14 protein-coding genes are annotated in these 20,503 nt (G+C 71.6%); 7 read left to right on the top strand and 7 right to left on the bottom strand.

What is annotated here, in order from left to right; all coding sequences use genetic code 11:
- Window positions 1–532: 532 nt before the first annotated feature.
- Genes ACH442_RS37875 through ACH442_RS37865 form a run of 3 tightly spaced genes read left to right on the top strand, consistent with a single transcriptional unit; the run spans window position 533 to window position 4,100 of the window.
- Entirely contained in the window at window positions 533–3,121 is a 2,589-nt protein-coding gene (locus tag ACH442_RS37875) for an FtsK/SpoIIIE domain-containing protein (protein ID WP_396342916.1), read from the top strand.
- The gene (locus tag ACH442_RS37870) at window positions 3,118–3,819 is read left to right on the top strand and encodes a hypothetical protein (protein ID WP_396342915.1); all 702 of its coding nucleotides are present in this window, start codon (window positions 3,118–3,120) and stop codon (window positions 3,817–3,819) included. The genes ACH442_RS37875 and ACH442_RS37870 overlap by 4 nt, the downstream gene beginning before the upstream one ends.
- A gap of 20 nt (window positions 3,820–3,839) precedes the next feature.
- Window positions 3,840–4,100 carry a hypothetical protein gene (locus tag ACH442_RS37865; protein WP_396342914.1) on the top strand — a complete coding sequence of 87 codons (261 nt, stop codon included), beginning with the start codon at window positions 3,840–3,842 and terminating at the stop codon, window positions 4,098–4,100.
- Between the two features lie 692 nt (window positions 4,101–4,792).
- Here ACH442_RS37865 and folE read toward each other — a convergent pair.
- The 6 genes from folE to dacB form a co-directional block, all read right to left on the bottom strand.
- Window positions 4,793–5,431 carry a GTP cyclohydrolase I FolE gene (folE, locus tag ACH442_RS37860; protein ID WP_396342913.1) on the bottom strand — a complete coding sequence of 213 codons (639 nt, stop codon included), beginning with the start codon at window positions 5,429–5,431 and terminating at the stop codon, window positions 4,793–4,795.
- Between the two features lie 5 nt (window positions 5,432–5,436).
- Entirely contained in the window at window positions 5,437–7,449 is a 2,013-nt protein-coding gene (gene ftsH, locus ACH442_RS37855) for an ATP-dependent zinc metalloprotease FtsH (RefSeq protein ID WP_396342912.1), read from the bottom strand.
- A gap of 296 nt (window positions 7,450–7,745) precedes the next feature.
- A complete protein-coding gene (gene hpt / locus ACH442_RS37850; protein WP_396342911.1) occupies window positions 7,746–8,321 on the bottom strand; it encodes a hypoxanthine phosphoribosyltransferase in 576 nt (191 codons plus the stop codon).
- Between the two features lie 64 nt (window positions 8,322–8,385).
- Window positions 8,386–9,360, bottom strand: a complete 975-nt coding sequence (tilS, locus tag ACH442_RS37845; RefSeq protein ID WP_396342910.1) for a tRNA lysidine(34) synthetase TilS — start codon at window positions 9,358–9,360, stop codon at window positions 8,386–8,388.
- Window positions 9,361–9,362: 2 nt separating this feature from the next.
- On the bottom strand, window positions 9,363–10,421 hold the full coding sequence (locus tag ACH442_RS37840; RefSeq protein ID WP_396342909.1) for a zinc-dependent metalloprotease: 1,059 nt from the start codon (window positions 10,419–10,421) through the stop codon (window positions 9,363–9,365).
- 48 nt (window positions 10,422–10,469) lie between these two features.
- Window positions 10,470–12,029 (bottom strand): D-alanyl-D-alanine carboxypeptidase/D-alanyl-D-alanine-endopeptidase, encoded by a 1,560-nt coding sequence (gene dacB, locus ACH442_RS37835; protein ID WP_396342908.1) that lies wholly within the window; start codon window positions 12,027–12,029, stop codon window positions 10,470–10,472.
- Between dacB and ACH442_RS37830 the strand changes: the two genes are divergently transcribed.
- Window positions 12,016–12,174: a hypothetical protein gene (locus ACH442_RS37830; RefSeq protein ID WP_396342907.1), complete on the top strand. Its 159-nt coding sequence runs from the start codon at window positions 12,016–12,018 to the stop codon at window positions 12,172–12,174. The genes dacB and ACH442_RS37830 overlap by 14 nt on opposite strands.
- 268 nt (window positions 12,175–12,442) lie before the next feature.
- Window positions 12,443–12,949 carry an inorganic diphosphatase gene (locus tag ACH442_RS37825; RefSeq protein ID WP_396342906.1) on the top strand — a complete coding sequence of 169 codons (507 nt, stop codon included), beginning with the start codon at window positions 12,443–12,445 and terminating at the stop codon, window positions 12,947–12,949.
- A 71-nt stretch (window positions 12,950–13,020) separates the two neighbouring features.
- On the opposite strand, the gene eccD is transcribed toward ACH442_RS37825, so the two are convergent.
- A complete protein-coding gene (eccD, locus tag ACH442_RS37820; RefSeq protein WP_396342905.1) occupies window positions 13,021–14,403 on the bottom strand; it encodes a type VII secretion integral membrane protein EccD in 1,383 nt (460 codons plus the stop codon).
- Window positions 14,404–14,534: 131 nt separating this feature from the next.
- On the opposite strand from eccD, the gene eccCa reads away from it, so the two are divergent.
- Together eccCa and mycP are read left to right on the top strand one after the other, a co-directional pair.
- Entirely contained in the window at window positions 14,535–18,440 is a 3,906-nt protein-coding gene (eccCa, locus tag ACH442_RS37815) for a type VII secretion protein EccCa (RefSeq protein WP_396342904.1), read from the top strand.
- A 69-nt stretch (window positions 18,441–18,509) separates the two neighbouring features.
- Window positions 18,510–19,940: a type VII secretion-associated serine protease mycosin gene (mycP, locus tag ACH442_RS37810; RefSeq protein ID WP_396342903.1), complete on the top strand. Its 1,431-nt coding sequence runs from the start codon at window positions 18,510–18,512 to the stop codon at window positions 19,938–19,940.
- The last annotated feature ends 563 nt before the right edge of the window (window positions 19,941–20,503 follow it).

Raw genomic sequence — 20,503 nt, 5'->3', positions numbered from 1 at the left:
TCGATGAGCCATATAGGCCCCAAGAAAATTGACCATCACTACGCTTGGGTCCGACCGCTCAACCTTCGTGGCGTTGTCGTATATCGCCACAATTACGCCCACCCCACCGAGACAGAGCAACGATACGACACCTGCAGCCAAGGCAAGCGTCAGCCTGGTTCTGCGAGATTTGAACCGCCCACCTCGCCTTGACGCCATCTCGGCGATGCGCGGCTGAGCCGGCGCATCAACCTCCTTGGGCTCCGAGGAAGCTCCGGGCTGCGCTGACGTCTCCGACGACGGTGCCCCGAATCCCGCTTGACCGTTGTGCGGCTGCATACATACGACACTAATTCGTCATCGGGGGCTCAGCGCGCCAAGGCAGTGCCGAACCGCACCGCCCCTCCTCCCGTACCCATGATCGCAAGCTCCTGATAGGACACCCCGAGCGGACATCACCGGATGCTTCCTCTCGGATCCCACCAAACCGCCCCGGGACCGCATTGCATGGGCCTTCGCTGGTCTGGGATAGGTTTTATGCGCGCGACAGGAGGTGACAGCAGTGGCGGGTTCGGCTCTGCGGGTCCGGCAGGCCGCTGCTTTGCACCGGCAGGCGGTGGCGACAGCGGATGCTGCCTCCGCCGCTCTGGAGGCGTACGCTCCGGGCGCCAGTGACCCTCGGGAGCAGCACCGGCTGGCCCAGCGGCTGCAGGCGGCGGCGGCTCAGGTCGCTCCGGGGTGGCTCGGTGCACCGCTTGATGCGTTGACGCCACGGGCGCCGCTCGGTGGTGGGCAGATGCCGCAGTTCGTGCGGCTCGGGGTGGCTCAGCCGCTGGACGATGTTCGTTTCCCGGCGATTGTTCCGCTGCTCGGGGTGGGTCATCTGACCGTTGATGCCAGCGCCACTGATCCTCGGGTGTTCGGGCTGCTCAGGTCGCTGCTGTTGCGCATGCTGGCGGCCACTCCGGCCGGCTCCTTGCTGGTCCGCACGGTTGACGGGGTCGGTGGGGGCGCGGTTTTCGAGCCGTTCGAGGAGCTGGCCGACGCCGGGCTGATGTCGCCACCGGCCGTCGACCGGCAGGGTTTGCGGGATGTGCTCTCCGAGGCGGAGAAGTGGCTGCGACCCGCGCGCGGTGGCCGGAAGCGGCGGGACCGGATGCTGCTGGTGATCATCGCCAGCCTGCCGGAGATGACCGAGGGCGAGGAGTTGCGGCGCATCGCCGCGCTGGCCCAGCAGGGGCCGGATTCGGGGTTGCATCTGATTGTGGCCGGCTGGCCTCCGCCGCCGTTGACCGCGGAGACGACGCAGGCGCCGCTGCCGCGCACCACCGCCGTCTCGGTGCGTAATCCGTTCGCGATCGTCGGTGATCCGCCTGGTGGTTCGTTCGGGTCGACGCCGGAGACGCCGTGGTTGAATGCGCCGGTTTTTCTGGATGAGGAGCCACCGCCGCATCTGGTCGACGCCGTCTGTGCGGAGTTGGTCGCGCACACGGCGGCCGCGTCCCGGGTGACGCTGGCCGATCTGTTGCCGGAGCCGACGGAGGAGTTGTGGTCGGCGGACGCGTCCGGCGGGGTGGAGACGGTGGTCGGCCATCACGGTGACGTGCCCCTGGTGTTGCGTTTCAACGACTTGACCCCGCATTGGATGGTCGGTGGTCGTTCCGGTGGCGGCAAGACCGCTTTCCTGATCAACGTGCTCTACGGGCTCGGCGCGCGGTATTCGCCGGACGAGTTGGCGCTCTACCTCCTCGATTTCAAGGAGGGCGTGTCGTTCGCCGAGTTCGTGCCGACTCAGCGGGACCGCACGTGGCTGCCGCACGCCCGGGCGGTCGGTGTCGAATCCGACCGGGAGTACGGGTTGGCTGTCCTCCGCGAGCTGGACGCCGAGATGGGCCGCCGCTCGATGGCGTACAAGCGGGCCGGGGTGTCCCGCTTCGCCGATCTGCGCGCGGTCGCCGCCGAGGAGGGCAGGGGCCGGCCGCTGCCCCGGGTCCTGTGTGTCATCGACGAGTTCCAGGTGCTGCTGGCCGGCAATGATCCGACCGCGGCCGAGGCGGTGGGGCTTCTCGAGTCGCTGGCGCGCAAGGGCCGGTCGTACGGGATTCATCTGGTCCTCGCCAGTCAGACGGTGCTCGGCGTTGAGGCCCTGTATGCGAAGCGCGATTCGATTTTCGGCCAGTTCCCGGTGCGGATCGCGCTGCCGGGCGGCGGTGACGTGCTGGAGCCGACGAACGACTCGGCGGCCGGGCTTCCCCTGGGCAGCGCGGTGGTGAACACGGCCGGTGGTCTGGGTGGGCCGCGCGGGGCGACGCGGGGCCACGAACGGGTGGTTCGCTTCCCGGATCCGCACGCCGACCAGAGCCTGCTGAGTGACCTGCGGCACAAGCTGTGGGGCGCTCGTGATCCGGAGTCGATCCCGCCGCGCATCTTCGCGGGCTACGCGCACCAGCATCTGGCCGACGACCCCACCTATCGGGCGGCGCTGGCGGGCCGGGCGAGCCGTCCGACCGCGCTGCTCGGGCGCATGATCGACGTGAGTCTGTCGACGGCCGCGTTCCCGCTGGACTCCTCGCCCGGGCGGCACCTGGCGATCCTGGGTTCGCAGCCGACCGGCGCCGAGGTGCTGGACGCGGTGGCCCGCAGTGTGGCGGCCTGTCACGCGCCCCGGACCACCCGGTTCGTGATCGCGTCGCTGGTCGCCGAGGGTGACGTCCTCGCCGCCGAGCTGGCCGAGGAGATCGCGCACCGGCAGGAGGTTCTTGTCGTCGACGCGGCCGGCCTCTCCGCCGAGCTCGCCTCCGACCAGCCGGGTTACCGGGTGGTGTTCGGGATGGACGCGGCCCCGGCGGGCACGCTGACCGGCCTGCGGCAGCTGCTGCGCGAGGGGCCGAGTCGTGGTGCGCATCTGCTCTCCTGGTGGCGCGGTGTGCGCCGGTTCAGCGAGGAGACCGGCGGCAGCATGGGCCGGGAGGACGTGGCCGGCCTGCTCTTCCTGAACGTTCCGCAGTCGGATGTGACGCTGATGCTGGGCCGGGCGGTGGATTGGCAGCCGAGGCCGAACCGGGCTCTGCTCCACGACCGGCACACCGACCGCACGGTCACCGTGGTCCCGTTCGTGCAGCCGGAGGGCGACAACCCGTGACGGACCAGGAGCAGGCAGCGCAGAGCGGCGTCGTGCCGGCCCAGGCGGGCCCGCCGTCCGACGGCCCGTGGGCGGCCTATCTGGCGGCGGCTCGCGAGCTCGACGCGGTGCGCCGCGCGGCCAGCACGGTCGCGGGCGAGCAGGCCGCCACGGTCACCGCCGCGCGGCAGGAGCTGACCGCGGTCCGCGCGAGACTGGCCCCGCAGCGTGCGCGTCTGGTGCGCGATTTCGGCGTACCGGAAAGCGATCTTGTGCCTCTGGAGGGTGAACGGGCGACCGCTGTCGCCGCGGTGACCGGTGGCCCGCCGGCCGTGCTGTCGGCGCTTCAGCAGGCCAGGGTCACGGCCGACGCCGCGGATCACGCGTTCATCGGCCCGCTCCCGGCCGGTTCCGCGCGCCCGTGGGCTCGGAATCTGCTGGTCTACGGCCCGTTCGCGGCGGCGGTCCTGCTCGTCCAGATCATCCTCTACCTGGTGGCGCCGAGCGGCTCACTGCCCACGTACACGCTGCTCTGCGGCCTCAGCATGCCGCTGCTGGCGTTCGGGCTGGGGTGGGCCACCATCGGCTTCGTCTGGGGCGCCGACGGCGAGCAGGGCGGGCCGGCCGTCGATCGCACGCCCGTGCTCGGCATCGTCACGTGCCTGATCCCGGTGCTGCTCACCTGCATGGGCGTCGGCCTGCAGAACCTGCTCAGCTGAGTCACGAGAGGACCAGAGCATTGGCCAGCATCGAAGAAGTCAAGGTCAACATCGCCGCCTCGGTCGCCGGAGCGGACCGCGCCATCGCCGGCATCCAGATGGTCGCCGACCAGCTCGATCAGTCGCTGGCCCTGCTCCGCCTCACCTCGATCGGCTCGTTCCACCCGTCGACTGCCGCCGCGATAGCGCACCTGGAGCAGGCCCGCACCCGCCTCGACGAGGCAACCCAGTTGACCCGAGCCGCCATGGACTCGGCGAACCAGTTCAGCGGCATGATCTGAAACCCCGAAGATCAACTTCACGATCTTCATTTCCCAGCTCCGCTGTGGTCTAGATCGTCGCTCCCGCGGGGACCCTTCCGGGCCTCGCAGGGCCGCGGACGGCCCTGAACGCGAGGCCCGCAAGGGCGATGTCCGTGGGTGGTCCCGCTCAGTGCAACAAACCCGTCCACAGCCCCGCCCCGGCCGGAGGGTCCCGCCCGTCGAAGCCCGCGAGGTGGGCGGTTGGCCGCCGTCGCGGCCGCGCTCCCGGCTCCGGCTGCAACAGAGGGCCTGCCCGGATGTCGCGGGACTGACACGGACATTGCAGGGCTGGCATAGGCGGCGCGGGGCTGCGCGGGCGTCGCGGGGCTGCGCGGGCGTCGCGGGGCTGCGCGGGCGTCGCGGCGCTGCGCGGGCGCCGCACGGCTGCACAGGCGTCGCAGGTCGCGCGGGCGCCGCACGGCTGCACAGGCGTCGCAGGTCGCGCGGGCGCCGCACGGCTGCACAGGCGTCGCACGGCTGCACAGGCGCCGCACGGCTGCACAGGCGCCGCACGGCTGCACAGCACGGGCGTCGCAGGGCTCGTCTGCGCTATCGGCTGGCGGCTGAGGGCTGGACGAAGGCGAGGGCGGCTTGTGGCGGCGGGCGAACAGAACGGCATGAGCACCGGGCGACGGGGTCGGCCGGTGCTCATGGTGGGTGGTTCGGGAGGGTCAGCGGGCGTTTATCAACGCCATCGCCTCGGCCCGCACCTTGCCGTCGGTCTGGAAGGCGCCCCGGACCGCGGAGGTCACCGTCCGAGCGCCGACCTTGCGGATGCCGCGCATCTCCATGCACAGGTGCTCGCACTCGAGGACCACGATCACCCCGCGCGCGCCCAGCTTGGTCATCAGCAGGTCCGCGATCTGCGAGGTGAGCCGTTCCTGCACTTGGGGCCGGCGGCCGAAGACCTCGACGAGCCGGGCCAGTTTCGACAGGCCGGTGATGCGCCCGTCAGTGCCCGGAATGTAACCGATGTGTGCGACGCCCTTGAACGGCAGCAGGTGGTGCTCGCACATGCTCTGCACCTCGATGTCGCGGACGAGCACGAGTTCCTCGTGGTCGGCCTCGAAGGTGGTGGTGAGCACGCTCGCGGGGTCGACCCGCAGGCCGGCGAAGAGTTCCGCGTAGGCACGAGCGACGCGGGCCGGGGTCCGCTCCAAGCCGTCCCGGTCCGGGTCCTCACCGATCGCGATGAGGATCTCCCGGACCGCTTTCTCGATCCGCCCGAGGTCGACGGCCTGCTCCACCGGTGTTCCGGTGACTTTGCCGTCGACCAGCCGGGCGGCGAGATAGTCGAGTTCGTCTGACACGTTGATCAGTTACTGCCTTCGATGGTGCCGTTCGCGTTCGGCCCGACAGCGAGCTGCCCGTCCGACTCGGCCTGCGCCTTCAGCTTCTCCCGCTCGGCGGGGGTGAGCACGGGCGGGGCCTCCGACGGGAGACGCTTGCCGAAGCCGTTGAACGGCGACATGGGCGGACGCTTCTGCACCCGGGCGCAGATCCGGTCCATGTCCTCGCGGGTGATCGTCTCTTTCTCGATCAGCTCGAGGACCATGTCGTCGAGAACGTCCCGGTACTCCACCAGGATCTCCCACGCCTCGTCGTGCGCGAGCTCGATGAGTGCCCGCACCTCGCCGTCGATGTCGGCGGCGACCGCGTCCGAGTAGTCCCGCTCGTGGCCCATGTTGCGGCCCAGGAACGGCTCGTCGCCACTCGTGCCGTACTTCACGGCGCCGAGCTTGGAGCTCATGCCGTACTGCGTGACCATGGCGCGGGCCAGACCGGTCGCCTTCTCGATGTCGTTGCCGGCACCCGTGGTGGGCTCGTGGAAGACGAGCTCCTCGGCGGCCCGGCCACCCAGTGCGTACGCCAAGGTGTCGATCATCTCGGCGCGGGTCTGGGTGTACTTGTCCTCGGTCGGCAGGACCAGCGTGTGACCGAGCGAGCGGCCACGCGGCAGGATCGTCACCTTGTGCACCGGCGCGGAGTGCGGCAACGCGTAGGCGACCAGTGCGTGACCACCCTCGTGGTACGCCGTGATCTTCTTCTCGTTGTCGCTCATCGCCCGGGTGCGGCGCTCGGGGCCGGCGATGACCCGGTCGATCGCCTCTTCGAGGAAGTAGTTCGAGATCGCCCGCTTCTCGTTACGCGCGGTGAGCAGCGCGGCCTCGTTGATCACGTTGGCCAGGTCGGCACCGGAGAAGCCGGGCGTGCGGCGGGCCACCGAGTCGAGGTCGACGTCCGGCGTGAACGGCTTGCCCTTGGCGTGCACCCGGAGGATCGCCTTGCGGCCCTCCATGTCCGGGTTGTCCACCGGGATCTGCCGGTCGAAACGGCCGGGACGCAGCAGCGCCGGGTCGAGGATGTCGGGCCGGTTGGTCGCCGCGATCAGGATCACGCCGCCCTTGGTGTCGAAGCCGTCCATCTCGACGAGCAGCTGGTTGAGCGTCTGCTCGCGCTCGTCGTGACCGCCACCCATGCCGGCGCCACGGTGCCGGCCGACGGCGTCGATCTCGTCGACGAAGACGATCGCCGGCGCGTTCGACTTGGCCTGCTCGAAGAGGTCGCGGACGCGGCTGGCGCCGACACCGACGAACATCTCCACGAAGTCCGAGCCGGAGATCGAGTAGAACGGCACCCCGGCCTCGCCGGCGACCGCGCGGGCCAGCAGCGTCTTACCGGTACCCGGCTGACCGAAGAGCAGCACGCCCTTCGGGATCTTGGCGCCGAGCGCCTGGTACTTCGCCGGGTTCTGCAGGAAGTCCTTGATCTCCTGGAGTTCCTCGACCGCCTCGTCGGCGCCCGCCACGTCGGCGAACGTCGTCTTCGGCGTGTCCTTGGTGATCATCTTCGCTTTGGACTTGCCGAAGTTGAGCACCCGCGAGCCGCCACCCTGCATCTGCGACATGAACAGCAGCAGGAGGACCACCAGAATGGCGATCGGCAGCAGGTTGATCAGCAGACTGAGGAGGATGTTGTCGCCGGAGACAGTGGTGTTGATCGTCCCGGTGATCCGGCCTGCGGACTTGGCCTGCCGAACGTCGTCCCAGATGTCGCCGGTTACCTCGTACGGATATTGGGTTTCGATCTTGTTCGTGCTCTTGCCGTTGAACTGCTCGGGATCCTTGAGGTCGATCTGGAGCGTCTGCTCCTTGTCCTTCTGAACGACCTTCTCGATACCGGGCTGGTTCAGACGCTCAAGAGCGACCGAAGTGTCGACCCGCTGGTAGCTGGGACCACTGGTGAAGATCGAGCTCAGCGCGACTACGCCGATGATCACCAGAATGATCCAGACCACCGGGCGGCGGAAGAAACGCGTACGTTCCATACTGTTGTCGGGCGCCAAGCGCCCGGACCCTCCTGATCGGCGTCCTGGTCACCTCAACGTCACCGCCCACCGGCGGCCGCCGGGATCAATTCCCCGCGTGGGTGGCGGCGAATCACTCCCAGCCCCTCCGGCGCTCGTGACACCACGCCATCGGTCACTCGACCGTACACCGTAGGCACGCATTGCGAACCCGTGAGGCGGTAGGGCGAACTCCACGTAACCCCCCGCAATCCAGCGCGTTTCAGCAATAAAACCGGCCATATCCACCTTTACTGAGAACACGCTGAGAAAGCGGTTCAGCTACGGGCGTAGACCTCGGGCCGCAGAACACCCACGTACGGCAACTCGCGGTAGCGCTCCGCGAAGTCCAATCCGTAACCGACCACGAACTCGTTGGGGATGTCAAAGCCCACGTACTTCACCGGAACCTGCACCTTGACCGCGTCGGGCTTGCGGAACAGCGCGACCACCTCGACGCTGGCCGGCTGCCGCGACTCCAAGTACTTCATCAGCCAGGACAGGGTCAGCCCGGAGTCCACGATGTCCTCGACGACCAGCACGTGCCGGCCGGCGATGTCCCGGTCCAGGTCCTTCAGGATGCGCACCACGCCGGACGAGGTCGTCCCCTGCCCGTAGGAGGAGACCGCCATGAACTCCATCTCGGTGGACGGGCCCTGACGGCCCAGCGAGCGGGCGAAGTCGGCCATGAACATGACCGCGCCCTTGAGCACGCACACGAGAAGGATGCCGTCGGCGGCGTCGGCATGGTCCGCGGAGACCTGTTTCGCCAGCTCGTCGATCTTCTCGCGGATCTGCTCCTCCGAGATGATCACGTGGTCGATGTCGGCGTCGTACCAAGCACCATCAGCCATGTGCCTAGCCTGCCGCATGGAGGTTACCGTCCGCGAAACGGGGCCGAATTACGTTGCGCAGCGCTCACTTGACAACGGTCGGAACCACCCGAACGAGGTCACTCTGCCGCCGCGCGACGGCGATTCCCCCGGGCAGGCATGCCTCGCCCTGCCCGCGCCAGTCGGTGACCAGGGCGTCCAGGGACATCACATGCCCGTACGCCAGCGCGCCGCCGGGTGCGCCCAGCTCCCGGGCCCACCGGTGCAGCACCCGCCCGCGGATCGCCGAGGAGAGCCCGGCCAGCGCCGGAACCGACAGGCCGCCGGCGGAACGGGCCTGCTCCAAGGCCTGCCCGGCCAGCTCGTCGAGTGCCTCGTTGTCGGCCGCGAGCAGCGCCGCCGTCCGCGCGAGGTTGCCGATCACGGCCACGCCCAGCTCGGTGACGAGGGTGGGCAGGGCGGTGGCACGGACGCGCGACCGTGCGTACGCCGGATCGGTGTTGTGTGGATCCTCCCAGGGAGCCAGGCCGAGGGCGGCACACGCCTTCCGGGTGTCGGCCCGGGCGACCTCCAGCAGGGGGCGGCGGAACACCCCGCGGCGCGGTGGCATCCCGGCCAGGCCACGTGGGCCGGCACCCCGGGCCAGCGCCAGCAGCACCGTCTCGGCTTGGTCGTCGCGGGTGTGACCGAGCAGGACGGCGTCCGCCCCGAGCTCGGCGGCGGCCACCTCCAGAGCCTCGTAACGGGCAGTCCGGGCGGCCGCCTCCGGGCCACCGGGCAAACCGGCGACGGTGACGGTTGACACACGTACGGGATCGAAGTTGGCATCTCGGGCCCAGGCGGCGACCGAGCGTGCCCGCCGGTCCGACCCCTCCTGGAGGCCGTGGTCCACGGTGACCAGACCGACCCGGCCGGCCACGAACCGCGCTGCCGCGGCGAGCGACAGCGAATCGGCCCCGCCCGAGCAGGCCACCAGCACGAGCGCACCGGACGGCAGATCCGCCAGACCTCGGCGGACCGCCGTGCGGACCGCGGCGACCGGCGCCGGGATCCGGGCCACGGTCAGTCGATGGCCGGGCGCGCGTCGTGCACCCGCGCCACCCAGGCATCCGGATCGCCGAGCTCCTCCAGCCAGGGCAGGGTCAGCGGGGACTCGAAGATCTTGTTGAAGCCGTCCATCCCGACGCGCTCGACGACGCCGTGCACGAACTTGTGCCCCTCCGCGTACTGCCGCATCTTGACCTCGATGCCGAGCAGGCGGCGCACCGTTTTCTCCAGCGGGTTGCCGCCCTCACGGCGGCGGTTGAACTTGGTGCGGATCGACTCGACGGACGGGATCACCTCGGGGCCGACGCCGTCCATCACGAACTCGGCGTGCCCCTCCAGCAGCGTCATCAGCGCGGTCAGCCGGTCCAGCACGGCTTTCTGCCCGGGAGTCTGCACGATGTCGAGCACCGAGGCGCGGCTCTCCGGGTCGCGCAGGGCGTCCGAGACCGTCGCCACCCCGCGGCGCAGCCGTTCCAGCATGTGCTCGCCGCCCTGGGAGGCGTCGACGAACGCCTGCACCTGACCCAGGAAGTAACCCCGCATCCAGGGGACGGCGGTGAACTGGGTGCGGTGGGTGACCTCGTGCAGGCAGACCCAGAGCCGGAAGTCGCGCGGATCAGCGCCGATCTTGCGCTCGACCTCGACGATGTTCGGCGCGTTCAGCAGCAACTGGCCGGGGTCGCCGGAGAACACCTCGTATTGCCCGAGGACGCGGCCGGAGAGGTAGGCCAGGATCGTCCCGGCCTGCACCCCGGTCACCCGGGAACCGATCGCCTCGGCGAACGCGCTGGGCTGCTTGTCCCCGGAGAGCTTGGTGACCAGCGGGTTGATCACCTGTTGCAGGCCGGCGATGTTCACCTTCGCCCAGTCCCGCCGGTCGACGACCCGGACCGGGGGGACCTCGGTCTGCGAGGTCAGCCCCGTGTACTCCGCCACGTGGCCGGCCGCCTGGTCGGTCAGCTCCCGCAGCTCGGACACCACCTGAGCGGCCTCGTCGTAGGAAACCGCCGGGCCTGATTTGGACAGCGCGCCCGCAGTCGCGGCGGCCAGATCCCAGTCAACGAACTGCGCCATGCAGCCGACAGTACCCGCGCGGCTCCATAGCGCACTCCGGAGAAACCCCTAGGAGCAGCCGCAGGCCACCAGCTTGGCGGCGACCTTGTCCAGCGCGGCCTTCGCGCTGCCGGCGTCCGAGGTGGCGCTCGCCATGATCGCGAACGCGAGAACTCTCCCGTCCCGGGTGATCAGCACGCCGGCCAGCGTGTTCACGCCGCTCAAGGTGCCGGTCTTGGCCCGCACGATGCCCTGCGCGGCCTGGTTCGGGCTGGGGGTGGCGAACCTGGTCCGCAGGGTGCCGGACCAGCCGGCCACCGGCAGGCCGTTGAACATCGCGGAGAGTTCCGGCTTGCTGCCGCCGGCGGCCAGGGCCAGGGTCTGCACCAGCAGGGTAGGGCTGATGCCGTCGAACTTCGAGAGGCCGCTGCCGTCGTAGAGGTCGGCCTCGTCGCCGGGCAGGCCCAGCTCGGTCAGCTTCTTGATCATCGCCTCGGAGGCGCCGTCGAAGCTCGGCTCGGCGCCGGACGCCAGCGCCACCTGCCGGGCCATCGTCTCGGCGATGGTGTTGTCGCTCTGCTGCAGCATCCAGTCGAGGATCTGCACCAGCGGCGGCGACTCGACCTTGCCCAGTTCCTGACCGGGGGTGACACTCCCGGCGGCCGCGGAGGCGGTGCTCCCGGCCGGCGCCGGACCCTTGACCACCTTCGCCGCGGCAGCGCCGAGCTGCTTGGCGAACGTCTTGCCGGCGGCGAGCGCCGGGTCGCTGAACCGCGGGTCGCCACCGCTCTCGTTGTGCACCGGCTTGATCCGGCCGGCGTTGGTCATCAGCGCCTGGATCCGGGCGACCTGCCCGGCCGGCGAGACGTCGTCGGAGGACCAGCCCTTGGCCGTCTCCGGCCCCTTGAACAGCGTGGCGTCGACCGTCACCTTGGTGATCGGGGTGGCGCCCATCGCCGCTTTCACCTGCTTGGCCAGCAGGTCGAGCCGGGCCGCGCCGGGGAACAGCCCCTTCGCGTCGACCGACAGGGTCGGGTCGCCGCCGCCGATGATCACCACCTCGCCCGGATTCTCCCCGGCCACCACGCGGGTCGCCAGGCGGTAGGCCGGACCGCGGGCGGCCAGTGCGGTCACCGCGGTGAGGATCTTGGTGGTCGAGGCCGGGGTGGTCGGAATGTCGGCATTCTGCGAGTAGAGGACCTGCGCGGCGGCCACGTCCAGCACCGAGACGTGCACGGTCGAACCCAGCGCGGACGACTTGACCAGCGGATCCAGTGCCTTCTTGACCGCCTCCGCGGTCGGCGCCTTCCCCTGCGAGTTCGCCGCGGCGAGCACCGGGGTCGGCGTCGGCTCGGGCGTGGTCGCCATCGGGGTGGGTGTGGCCGAGTCGCCGAACCAGCCGGCGATCGGGCCCGGTTTCTCCACCAGGCCGACGACGGCCACGGCGACCAGGACGACCACGGCGAGGACGATCGCGGCAGCCTTCGGGTTGGAGAAGAACCCCGGTGCGGGCTCGGCCGGGCCGCTGCCGGGCGCGCTCTCGGCGCCGGCGGCGGCTTTCGGCGTGGCCGGTGGCCGGGCTCCGCCGACCGGCTGCGGCACCGCCGGGCGCGCGGTGTTCAAAGGCACAGAGGCTTTCCCGTACGCGGGTGAGCCGCCCGCGACCGGCGCCGGCACCGGCTGGGGTGGCGTCGGGGCGCTGGGCGGGTACTCACCGGGCGGCGGGATCGGCACCGTCGTCCGGGAGTCCGGCGACGGGAAGGCCGACGACTGAGGCGGAGATCCGGGCACACCGGGCCAACCGGACTGCCTCATACCGTTATCCGGGTGATTCGTCCCGCTGGACACGCCGTCGTACTCCGGACCGTTCTGTGAATCTTGCCTCGTCACACGCCCCTCCTCGCCCGTGGCGTCAGACTTAGGGGAGACTAGCGACATCCGGCACACCGTTGCGCGCGGATCCTGCGGGCCTGCTTCCATTCCCCCGCTTCCCCGCCCGGCGGCCCGGTCTCATCAAGCGGGCAATCACAAGGGGAGCGGATATGGATTTCGACGTTCTGGTTGAGATCCCCAAGGGGCAGCGCAACAAATACGAGGTGGACCACAAGACCGGCCGCATCCGGCTGGACCGGACCCTCTTCACGGCGACACAGTATCCCGCCGACTACGGCTACATCGAGGGCACCCTGGGCCAGGACGGCGACCCGCTGGACGCGCTCGTGCTGATCCAGGAGCCGACCTTCCCCGGTTGCCTGGTCCGTTCCCGCGCCATCGGGATGTACCGGATGACCGACGAGAAGGGCCGCGACGACAAGGTCCTCTGCGTGCCCTTCGAGGACCCGCGCCAGGAGCACCTGCGCGACATCCACCACCTGGGCGAGTTCGACCGGATGGAGATCCAGCACTTCTTCACGGTCTACAAGGACCTGGAGCCCGGCAAGTCCGTCGAGGGCGCGACCTGGGTCGGCCGGGTCGAGGCCGAGGCGGAGATCCGCGCCTCGTTCAAGCGCGCGCAGGACGCCGAGGCCGAGGAAGGCGAGCACCACTGACGGTTCACCTCCCCTGATACCGCTGACGACCGCACCTGCGGGGCCCGGGCCCCGCAGGTGCGGTCGTATGGCTATCCGGTTCCGAGGCCGCTGACCGCGCCGTAGAGGCCGGCCACCGCACACGCGACCGGGATCACCGACACCGTGGCCAGCACGTCCAGCGCGTCCGCGGCCCGGCTCACCGACGGTGACGGCGGGCGCCGGGACCAGGTCACTCCGCCGGCCACGATCGCCAGGGCGAGCAGCACGCAGCCGGCGGTCACCACCGGCCGGGCGCTCGCCGGCACCTCGGCGAGCAGAGCGGCCCCGAGCGCGACGGCGGCGGCCAGGCCACCCGCGATCAGCGGCAGCCGGTGCCGCCGGGCCCGGAACAGCCTGGCCCGCAGCAGCAACGCGACCGCGGCCGCGGCCAGCAGGAGCCGGGCGGCCAGGGTTCCCGCGGCGGCCAGGGCCACGGCCGCGGCGGCCACCAGCACCGCGTGACCGAGCAGCAGACCGGCCAGGAACTCGTCGGCCCGCCCGGCCGCGGCGAAGACCACCTCCCGCTCCGGCCGCCGGCGCAACACCTCCAGGGCGGTGCCGGCCGGTTCGTCCGGCGGCTCCTCCGGCAGGACGGCCGGGGGCACCGGGGTGCGGCCCAGGCGCAGGGCGAGCGCCGGGAGCAGCGGGATCCCGCAGACCAGGGCGGCCGGCAGAACCGCGGTGCCGGCGGCCGGACCCGCCGCCAGGACGGCGGACGCGGTCAGGGCACCGAGCACGCCGACGGTCGCGCCGGCCGTGAAGACCCGTACGCCGGCCGCGACCCCGGCCCCGCCGAGCACCGCCACCACCAGCACCGCGACCGAGCCCGCCAGCAGCCCGGGACCGCTGATCCAAGCACCGCCGGACGAGGTGACCAGGGCGGTCGCGCCGACGAAGGCGTAGGGCATCGCGAAGGAGCCGAGAAGCACGCCGGCGCTCGCCACGCCGTACGCCCGGGAAGTGGTCGTCGCGGCGAGGGTGAGCAGCGCGGCCAGGCCCAGGCCGGGCCAGCCCGAGGTGTCGCCGCGCAACGCCGGCAGGCCCAGGGCCAGGACGGCACCGGCCGCGGCCAGGGCCACCGTCCGGGTGGCGGCCGGAGTCCAGGTGCCGCCGCGGCGGCGGGCGCCCTCGGCGACGGCTTCGACGACGTCGTCGTACTCCCACTCCGGCCAGTCGTCGCGGGCCGGAGTCAGGTGCAGGACCTCACCGTCACGCACACCCTGTGGATAAAGTCCGCTGTCGATCTCCAGGGCGAGCCCGTCGGCCCGGCGCAGCACCCAGCCGCCGTGCCGTTCACCGGTGTCGGCGAGGTCCTCACCGGCGTGCCGGAGAACCTCCGGCAGCAGCTCGGCCAGGGGAACGTGCTCGGGCAGGGCCACGTCCACCCGGCGCCGCGGAGCGCTGATCGTCACACGAGCCAGACCGGTGTTCACCAGGCCCCTCTCGGTTGTCCACAGGGGAGGATCTCGATGGTGCGGGATCGACCGCACTTTATCTAGCATGGGCGCGTCGTGATGCCCCGTGATCGCCGGGGCACGTTCCGCGACGGAGAGGCGGTGGACCGGTGGGCACCGTGGCGTTCAAGCGGGCCGAGCGGCGACCGGCGCCCGAGATCCCGTTCGGCGAGCTGCCGGTCGAGGCTCCGCCGGAGACGCCGGCCCCGTTCGCCGGGCGCTGGCAGCAGGCACTGATGGTGCTGCCGATGCTCGGCGGGACGATCGCGATGGCGATGATGACCGGCCAGGGGCGGGCGGGGGCGTATTCGTACGTGATCGGTGGTCTTTTCGGGATTTCCTCGCTGGCCATGCTGGCCACCTCGTTCGGCTCGGTGACCGGCCCGCGCCGCGCCGAGACGGCCGCCGCCCGCCGGGACTATCTGCGTCACCTCGCCGTCCTCCGGCGACGGGTCCGGGACACCGTGCGGCGGCAGCGGGCCGGGCTGCTCTATCGCCATCCCGACCCGTCCCGCCTGTGGTCCACCGTGTCCAGCCACCGGCTCTGGGAACGCCGGCCCGACGACCCCGACTTCGGGGTGGTGCGGGTCGGGCTCGGGCCGCAGTCGCTGGCCACGCCGTTGCAGCCACCGGCCACCCGGCCCCTGCACGAGCTGGAGCCGATGACCGCGGGCGCACTGCGCCGCTTCCTGGACGCCTGGTCGGTGGTGCCCGACCTGCCGGTGGCGATGTCGCTGCGCGGGTTCGCCCGGGTCCACGTGCGCGGTGGCGAGCCGGCCCGCGCGCTGATCCGGGCCGTGATCACTCAGCTGTCGGTCTTCCACCCGCCGGACGATCTGCTGGTCGCGGTCTGTGCCGGGCCGCAGCGGCACGCCGAGTGGGAGTGGGTGAAATGGCTGCCGCACGCCCTGCACCCCGAGCGTGGTGACGCGCTCGGCCCGTTGCGGCTGGTGGCCGGCTCCGGCCCCGAGCTGGACCGGCTGCTCGGTGACGTGATCGGCGACCGGCCCCGATTCCGGGCCGGTGCGCCGGGCCGGCCCGGGCCGCACGTGGTGATCGTCCGGGACGGGCCCGGCCCGCTCGCCGCCGACGACGGGCTGGAGGCGGTGACCGTGCTGGACCTGGAGACACCGCCGCCCCGCCTGCTCGACCGGGCCACCCTGGCGTTGGAGGTGGACCGGTCCGGGGCGCTGCGCACCGCGACGATGGACGTCGAGACCGAGGCCGGCCGGGCCGACGGACTTCCGGTGACGGTGGCCGAGGCGGTCGCCCGGCGGCTCGCCCCGCTGCGCCTGGCCCGGGCCGGTGACCCGGACGGGACGCCGGCCCCGGCCGAGACCGGGTTCACCGACCTGCTCGGCCTCGGCGACCCGGAAAGCTTCCGACCGGCGCGGGGCTGGCGGCCGCGGAGCGGCCGGGAACGGCTGCGGGTGCCGATCGGGGTGACCCCCGAGGGCCTGCCGGTCGAGCTGGACCTGAAGGAGTCGGCGCAGGACGGGATGGGCCCGCACGGGCTGCTGATCGGCGCCACCGGGTCGGGCAAGTCCGAGCTGCTGCGCACGCTCGTGCTGGCGCTGGCGGCCACCCACTCGTCCGAGTCGCTGAACTTCGTGCTGATCGACTTCAAGGGCGGCGCGACCTTCGCCTCGATGGACCGGCTGCCGCACACCGCGGCGCTGATCACCAACCTCAGCGACGAGCTGCCGCTGGTCGACCGGATGGCCGAAGCGATCGACGGCGAGCTGATCCGGCGTCAGGAACTGCTGCGCCGAGCGGGGAACTTCGCCGGACTGCCGGAATACGAGCGGGCGCGGGCGGCGGGCGCGACCCTGCCCCCGCTGCCGTCCCTGTTCGTGATCGTCGACGAGTTCGCCGAACTGCTGCTCCACAAGCCCGACTTCATCGAGATGTTCCTGCAGATCGGGCGGGTCGGGCGGTCACTGGGCGTGCATCTGCTGCTGGCCAGCCAGCGGCTGGAGGAAGGGCGGCTGCGAGGGCTCGACACCCACCTGTCGTACCGGATCGGGTTGAAGACCTTCAACGGCATGGAATCGCGCGTCGTCCTGGGCGTGCCGGACGCGGCCGACCTGCCGAGCGCGCCGGGACACGCCTACCTGAAGTTCGGGAACGGGCCGCTGACCCGGTTCCGCGGGTCGTTCGTGTCGGGGCGGGTGCGCCGGGCCCGCGTCCCGGGCCGGGCGACCGAGATGCGGGTGATGGCGTTCACGACGCGGGCGGTCGCGACGCCGGCCGCCCTGCCGATGACCGCCGAGCCCGCCGAGGACGGGCCGACCCTGCTCAGCGTGCTGGTCGACCGGATGGCCGGGCAGGGGCCGCCGGCCCACCAGGTGTGGCTGCCGCCGCTGGACTCCTCGGCCGCGCTCGACGATCTGCTCGGGGCGCCGGTCATCGACGCGGAACGTGGGCTGGCCTGCGCGAACCCGGCACTGCAGGGCGCCTTGCAGGTGCCGGTCGCGCTGGTCGACAAGCCCCGCGAGCAGTTGCGGGACGTGCTGTGGCTGCAACTCGGCGGGGCGGCCGGGCACGTGGCAGTGGTCGGCGGGACGCTCAGCGGCAAGTCGACGGCGTTGCGCACGCTGATCTGTGGCTTGGCGCTGACCCACACGCCGGCCGAGGCACAGGTGTACTGCCTGGACTTCGGGGGCGGGTCGCTCGGCTCGCTGCGCGGGCTGCCGCACGTGGGCGGGGTCTTCGGGCGGCTGGAAGCGGAGGGCGTACGTCGGACCGCCGGGGAGATGGTCACCCTGCTGGCCGAGCGCGAGCGGACGTTCGCCGAGCTCGGCATCGGATCCATGGCCGAGTTCCGGCGATCCCGGGCCGGTGCGGACGTCTTCCTCGTGGTGGACGGCTGGGCCACCGTCCGGGCCGACTTCGAGGAGCTCGAACAGGTGCTGACCGACCTGGCGACGCGCGGGTTGTCGTACGGGATCCACCTGGTGGCCGCCGCTTCCCGGTGGATGGACTTCCGGCCGGCTGTGCGGGACCTCTTCGGATCGCGGGTGGAGCTGCGGCTCGGCGACACCTCCGACTCGCACGTCGGGCGGCGGGCCGCCACCACGGTGCCGGACCGGCAACCCGGTCGCGGTGTGATCGAACACCCGGCGGTCCAGGGTCAGTGGCTGCACTTGCTCACGGCGCGGCCCGAGGTGAGCTCGCTGGGCGACACCGCCGCGCTGGTCAAGGCGGTGGCGGCGAGCTGGTCCGGGGTGGGTGCGCCGCGGGTGCGGTTGTTGCCGGGGACGGTGGCGTACCCGGAGATCGCGGACGCCGGCGAGGGCCTGCGCATCCCGATCGGGCTGGCCGAGGCCGACCTGAAACCGGTGACCGTCGACTTCGCGACCGATCCGCACCTACTGCTCCTCGGGGACGCCGAGTGCGGCAAGTCGTCCTTCCTCCGCGCCCTGGCAACGTCGGTGACCAGCCGATTCGAGCCCGAGCAGGCGCGGGTCATCCTGGTCGACTACCGGCGCAGCCTGATCGACCTCCCGGAGACCGAACACCGCATCGGGTACGGGATGCAGGCCCAGCCCACCCTGGACCTGATGCACTCGGTGGCGGGATACATGGAGAAGCGCCTGCCCGGTCCCGAGGTCACCGCCAAGCAGCTCCGGGAACGGTCCTGGTGGACCGGGCCGGAACTGTTCGTGCTGGTCGACGACTACGACCTGGTGGCCGCCGGGCCGGTCAACCCGCTGGCGCCGCTGCTGGAGTACCTTCCGCAGGCCCGGGACATCGGGCTGCACCTGGTGCTGACCCGGCGGGCCGGCGGGGCCGGGCGGGCCCTCTACGAGCCGGTGATCCAGCGGCTGCGGGAACTGTCCGTCCCGGGTCTGGTGATGTCCGGTGCTCCCGAGGAAGGTGCGTTGATCGGTACCGTACGGCCGGAACGAATGCCCCCGGGGCGTGGCCGACTGGTCACCCGCCGTGAGGGGATTCGCCTGATTCAGCTGGCCCTTCTCGAATCCGGACCGGGGACAGACTCCCAGTGCGATTAGGGACCGCAGACCGCAGCGACACGCAACCGTTTCGGAGTAATCTCCCCCCATCGACTGACCATCATGAGAATGGCGACGCCGACCCGTGACCACAGTGAGCGCAACCTTCCGGCCGCCGCGGCCGCGGTGTCGTGCATCCCGCGACGGTGTCCGTTGGTGACCGGACGGCGACTCAGGGTCGCAGCCTTGGCCGGGTTCCTCGCCTTCGCGCCGGTTGCCGCGCCCGCTTTCGCGACCTCGTCCGCTCACCTGGGCGTCAACGGGCTGCCGCTGGCCGAGCCGGGCGCGGCCGACGACGTGGTCGAGGGCAGCACGTTCAGCCGGCCGCTGACCGACCCCGGTGCCGCGATCGACACGGTCCGGGCCGACGAGTGGCAGTTGCAGACCCTCGACCTGACCGACGCGTGGACCTATGCGGACGGCACCGGCATCACGGTCGCCGTCATCGACTCCGGGGTCGACGCGCACCACGCCGACCTGGAAGGCCAGGTCCTGCCCGGGCTCGACCTGGTCAACACCAAGACCGGCGACGACGGCGACACCGACCCGGTCGGCCACGGCACCACGGTCTCCGCGATCATCGCCGGCCGCAACGACGACAGCACCGGCGTGGTCGGCATCGCCCCGAAAGCCAAGATCCTGCCGGTCCGCGTGCTGGACGAGGACAACCGCTACGACGACGCGCTGATCGTGGCCAAGGGCCTGCGCTGGGCCGTCGACCACGGCGCCCGGGTCGTCAACCTGTCCCTCGGCGGCAGCGCGAACAGTCCCGCGCTCGCCGCCGCCCTCGACTACGCGTTCGCCAAGGACGTGGTGGTCGTCGCCTGCACCGGCAACGTGAGCGCGACCGCGTCGACCAACCGCGGCGTCTGGTATCCGGCGCGCGAACCCGGCGTGATCGCGGTCGCCGGCATGGAGCGCAACGGGACCGATCTCTGGTCCGGCTCGATCACCGGCAAGGAAACCGTGGTCACCGCCCCGGCCACCGACCTGGTCGGCGCGAAACCCGGTGGCTACTGGCGGGTGCAGGGCACCAGCTTCGCCGCTCCGATGGTCGCCGGGACCGCGGCGCTGATCCGCTCCCGCTGGCCCGACATGTCAGCCAGCGATGTGATCAACCGAATCATCCGGACCGCCAAGGACCGGGGCGCTCCCGGCCGCGACGACGTCTTCGGCTTCGGACTGGTCGACCCGACCGGGGCGCTGACCGCCGTCGTGCCGGAAGCCGGGAGCAACCCGCTGGACAACACCCCGCCGGTCGGGGTGGCCCGGTTCGGCAGCGCGCCGGCGCCGGGCGAGGCCCAGTCGGCGCCGAGCAGCGACACCGGCCGCCAGCCGGCGGCGGTGCTGCCCGGGGCGAACAGTGGGGGCTGGGCGGCACCGGCAGCCGCTGAGACGGGCGGGTCGCATCGGGGGCGCTTCCTTGCGATCGCGCTGTTCGTGATCTCGGCGTTGGCGGCTGCGGTGACCATTCGCCGGTTCGCGAGTACCGCCGGTTGACGCACACGGCTGGCCCCCGGAACACCCCCGCCCCAAGACCAGCCGCAACGGCAGCGCCCAGCGAACGTCGCGGCACCGGCCGGCTCCAGAGGAACTGCGCGACGCCCGAAACCACCCCCTCGCGCGGCCAGCCCGCACCCGGCAGCGCGCGGCCTGGCCGGCTCCCAGAGGTCCTACCCGGCCTTTGAGGCACCCCTCAGGACCGGCCGGAGCCCGGCGGCGCGTAAGCAGGTCCGGCGTTCAGCGGACGTTGCGGCTCTGCTCGGCCGGCGCTCGCGGCTGGCGAGGCGCGCTGAGAACAGGCGCGCTGAGAACAGGCGCGCTGGGAACAGGCGCGCTGAGAACAGGCGCTGAGAACAGGTGCGCTGGGAACAGGCGCGCTGGGAACAGGTGCGCTGGGAACAGGCGCGCTGGGAACAGGCGCGCTGGGAACAGGCGCGCTGGGAACAGGCGCGCTGGGAACAGTGCCTGCCGCGCGGTGAACCGATGCTGACACCGTTCGGGGCGGACGCGGCATCGCGCAGGGCGGTTCACGACGTACCGGCGAAGGGGTTGATCTTGAG

It is taken from the genome of Actinoplanes sp. NPDC020271 (assembly GCF_044388125.1).
Classification (GTDB): domain Bacteria; phylum Actinomycetota; class Actinomycetes; order Mycobacteriales; family Micromonosporaceae; genus Actinoplanes.
Note: the sequence above shows the minus strand (reverse complement) of the source record. Positions and strands in the feature narration are given on the sequence as shown.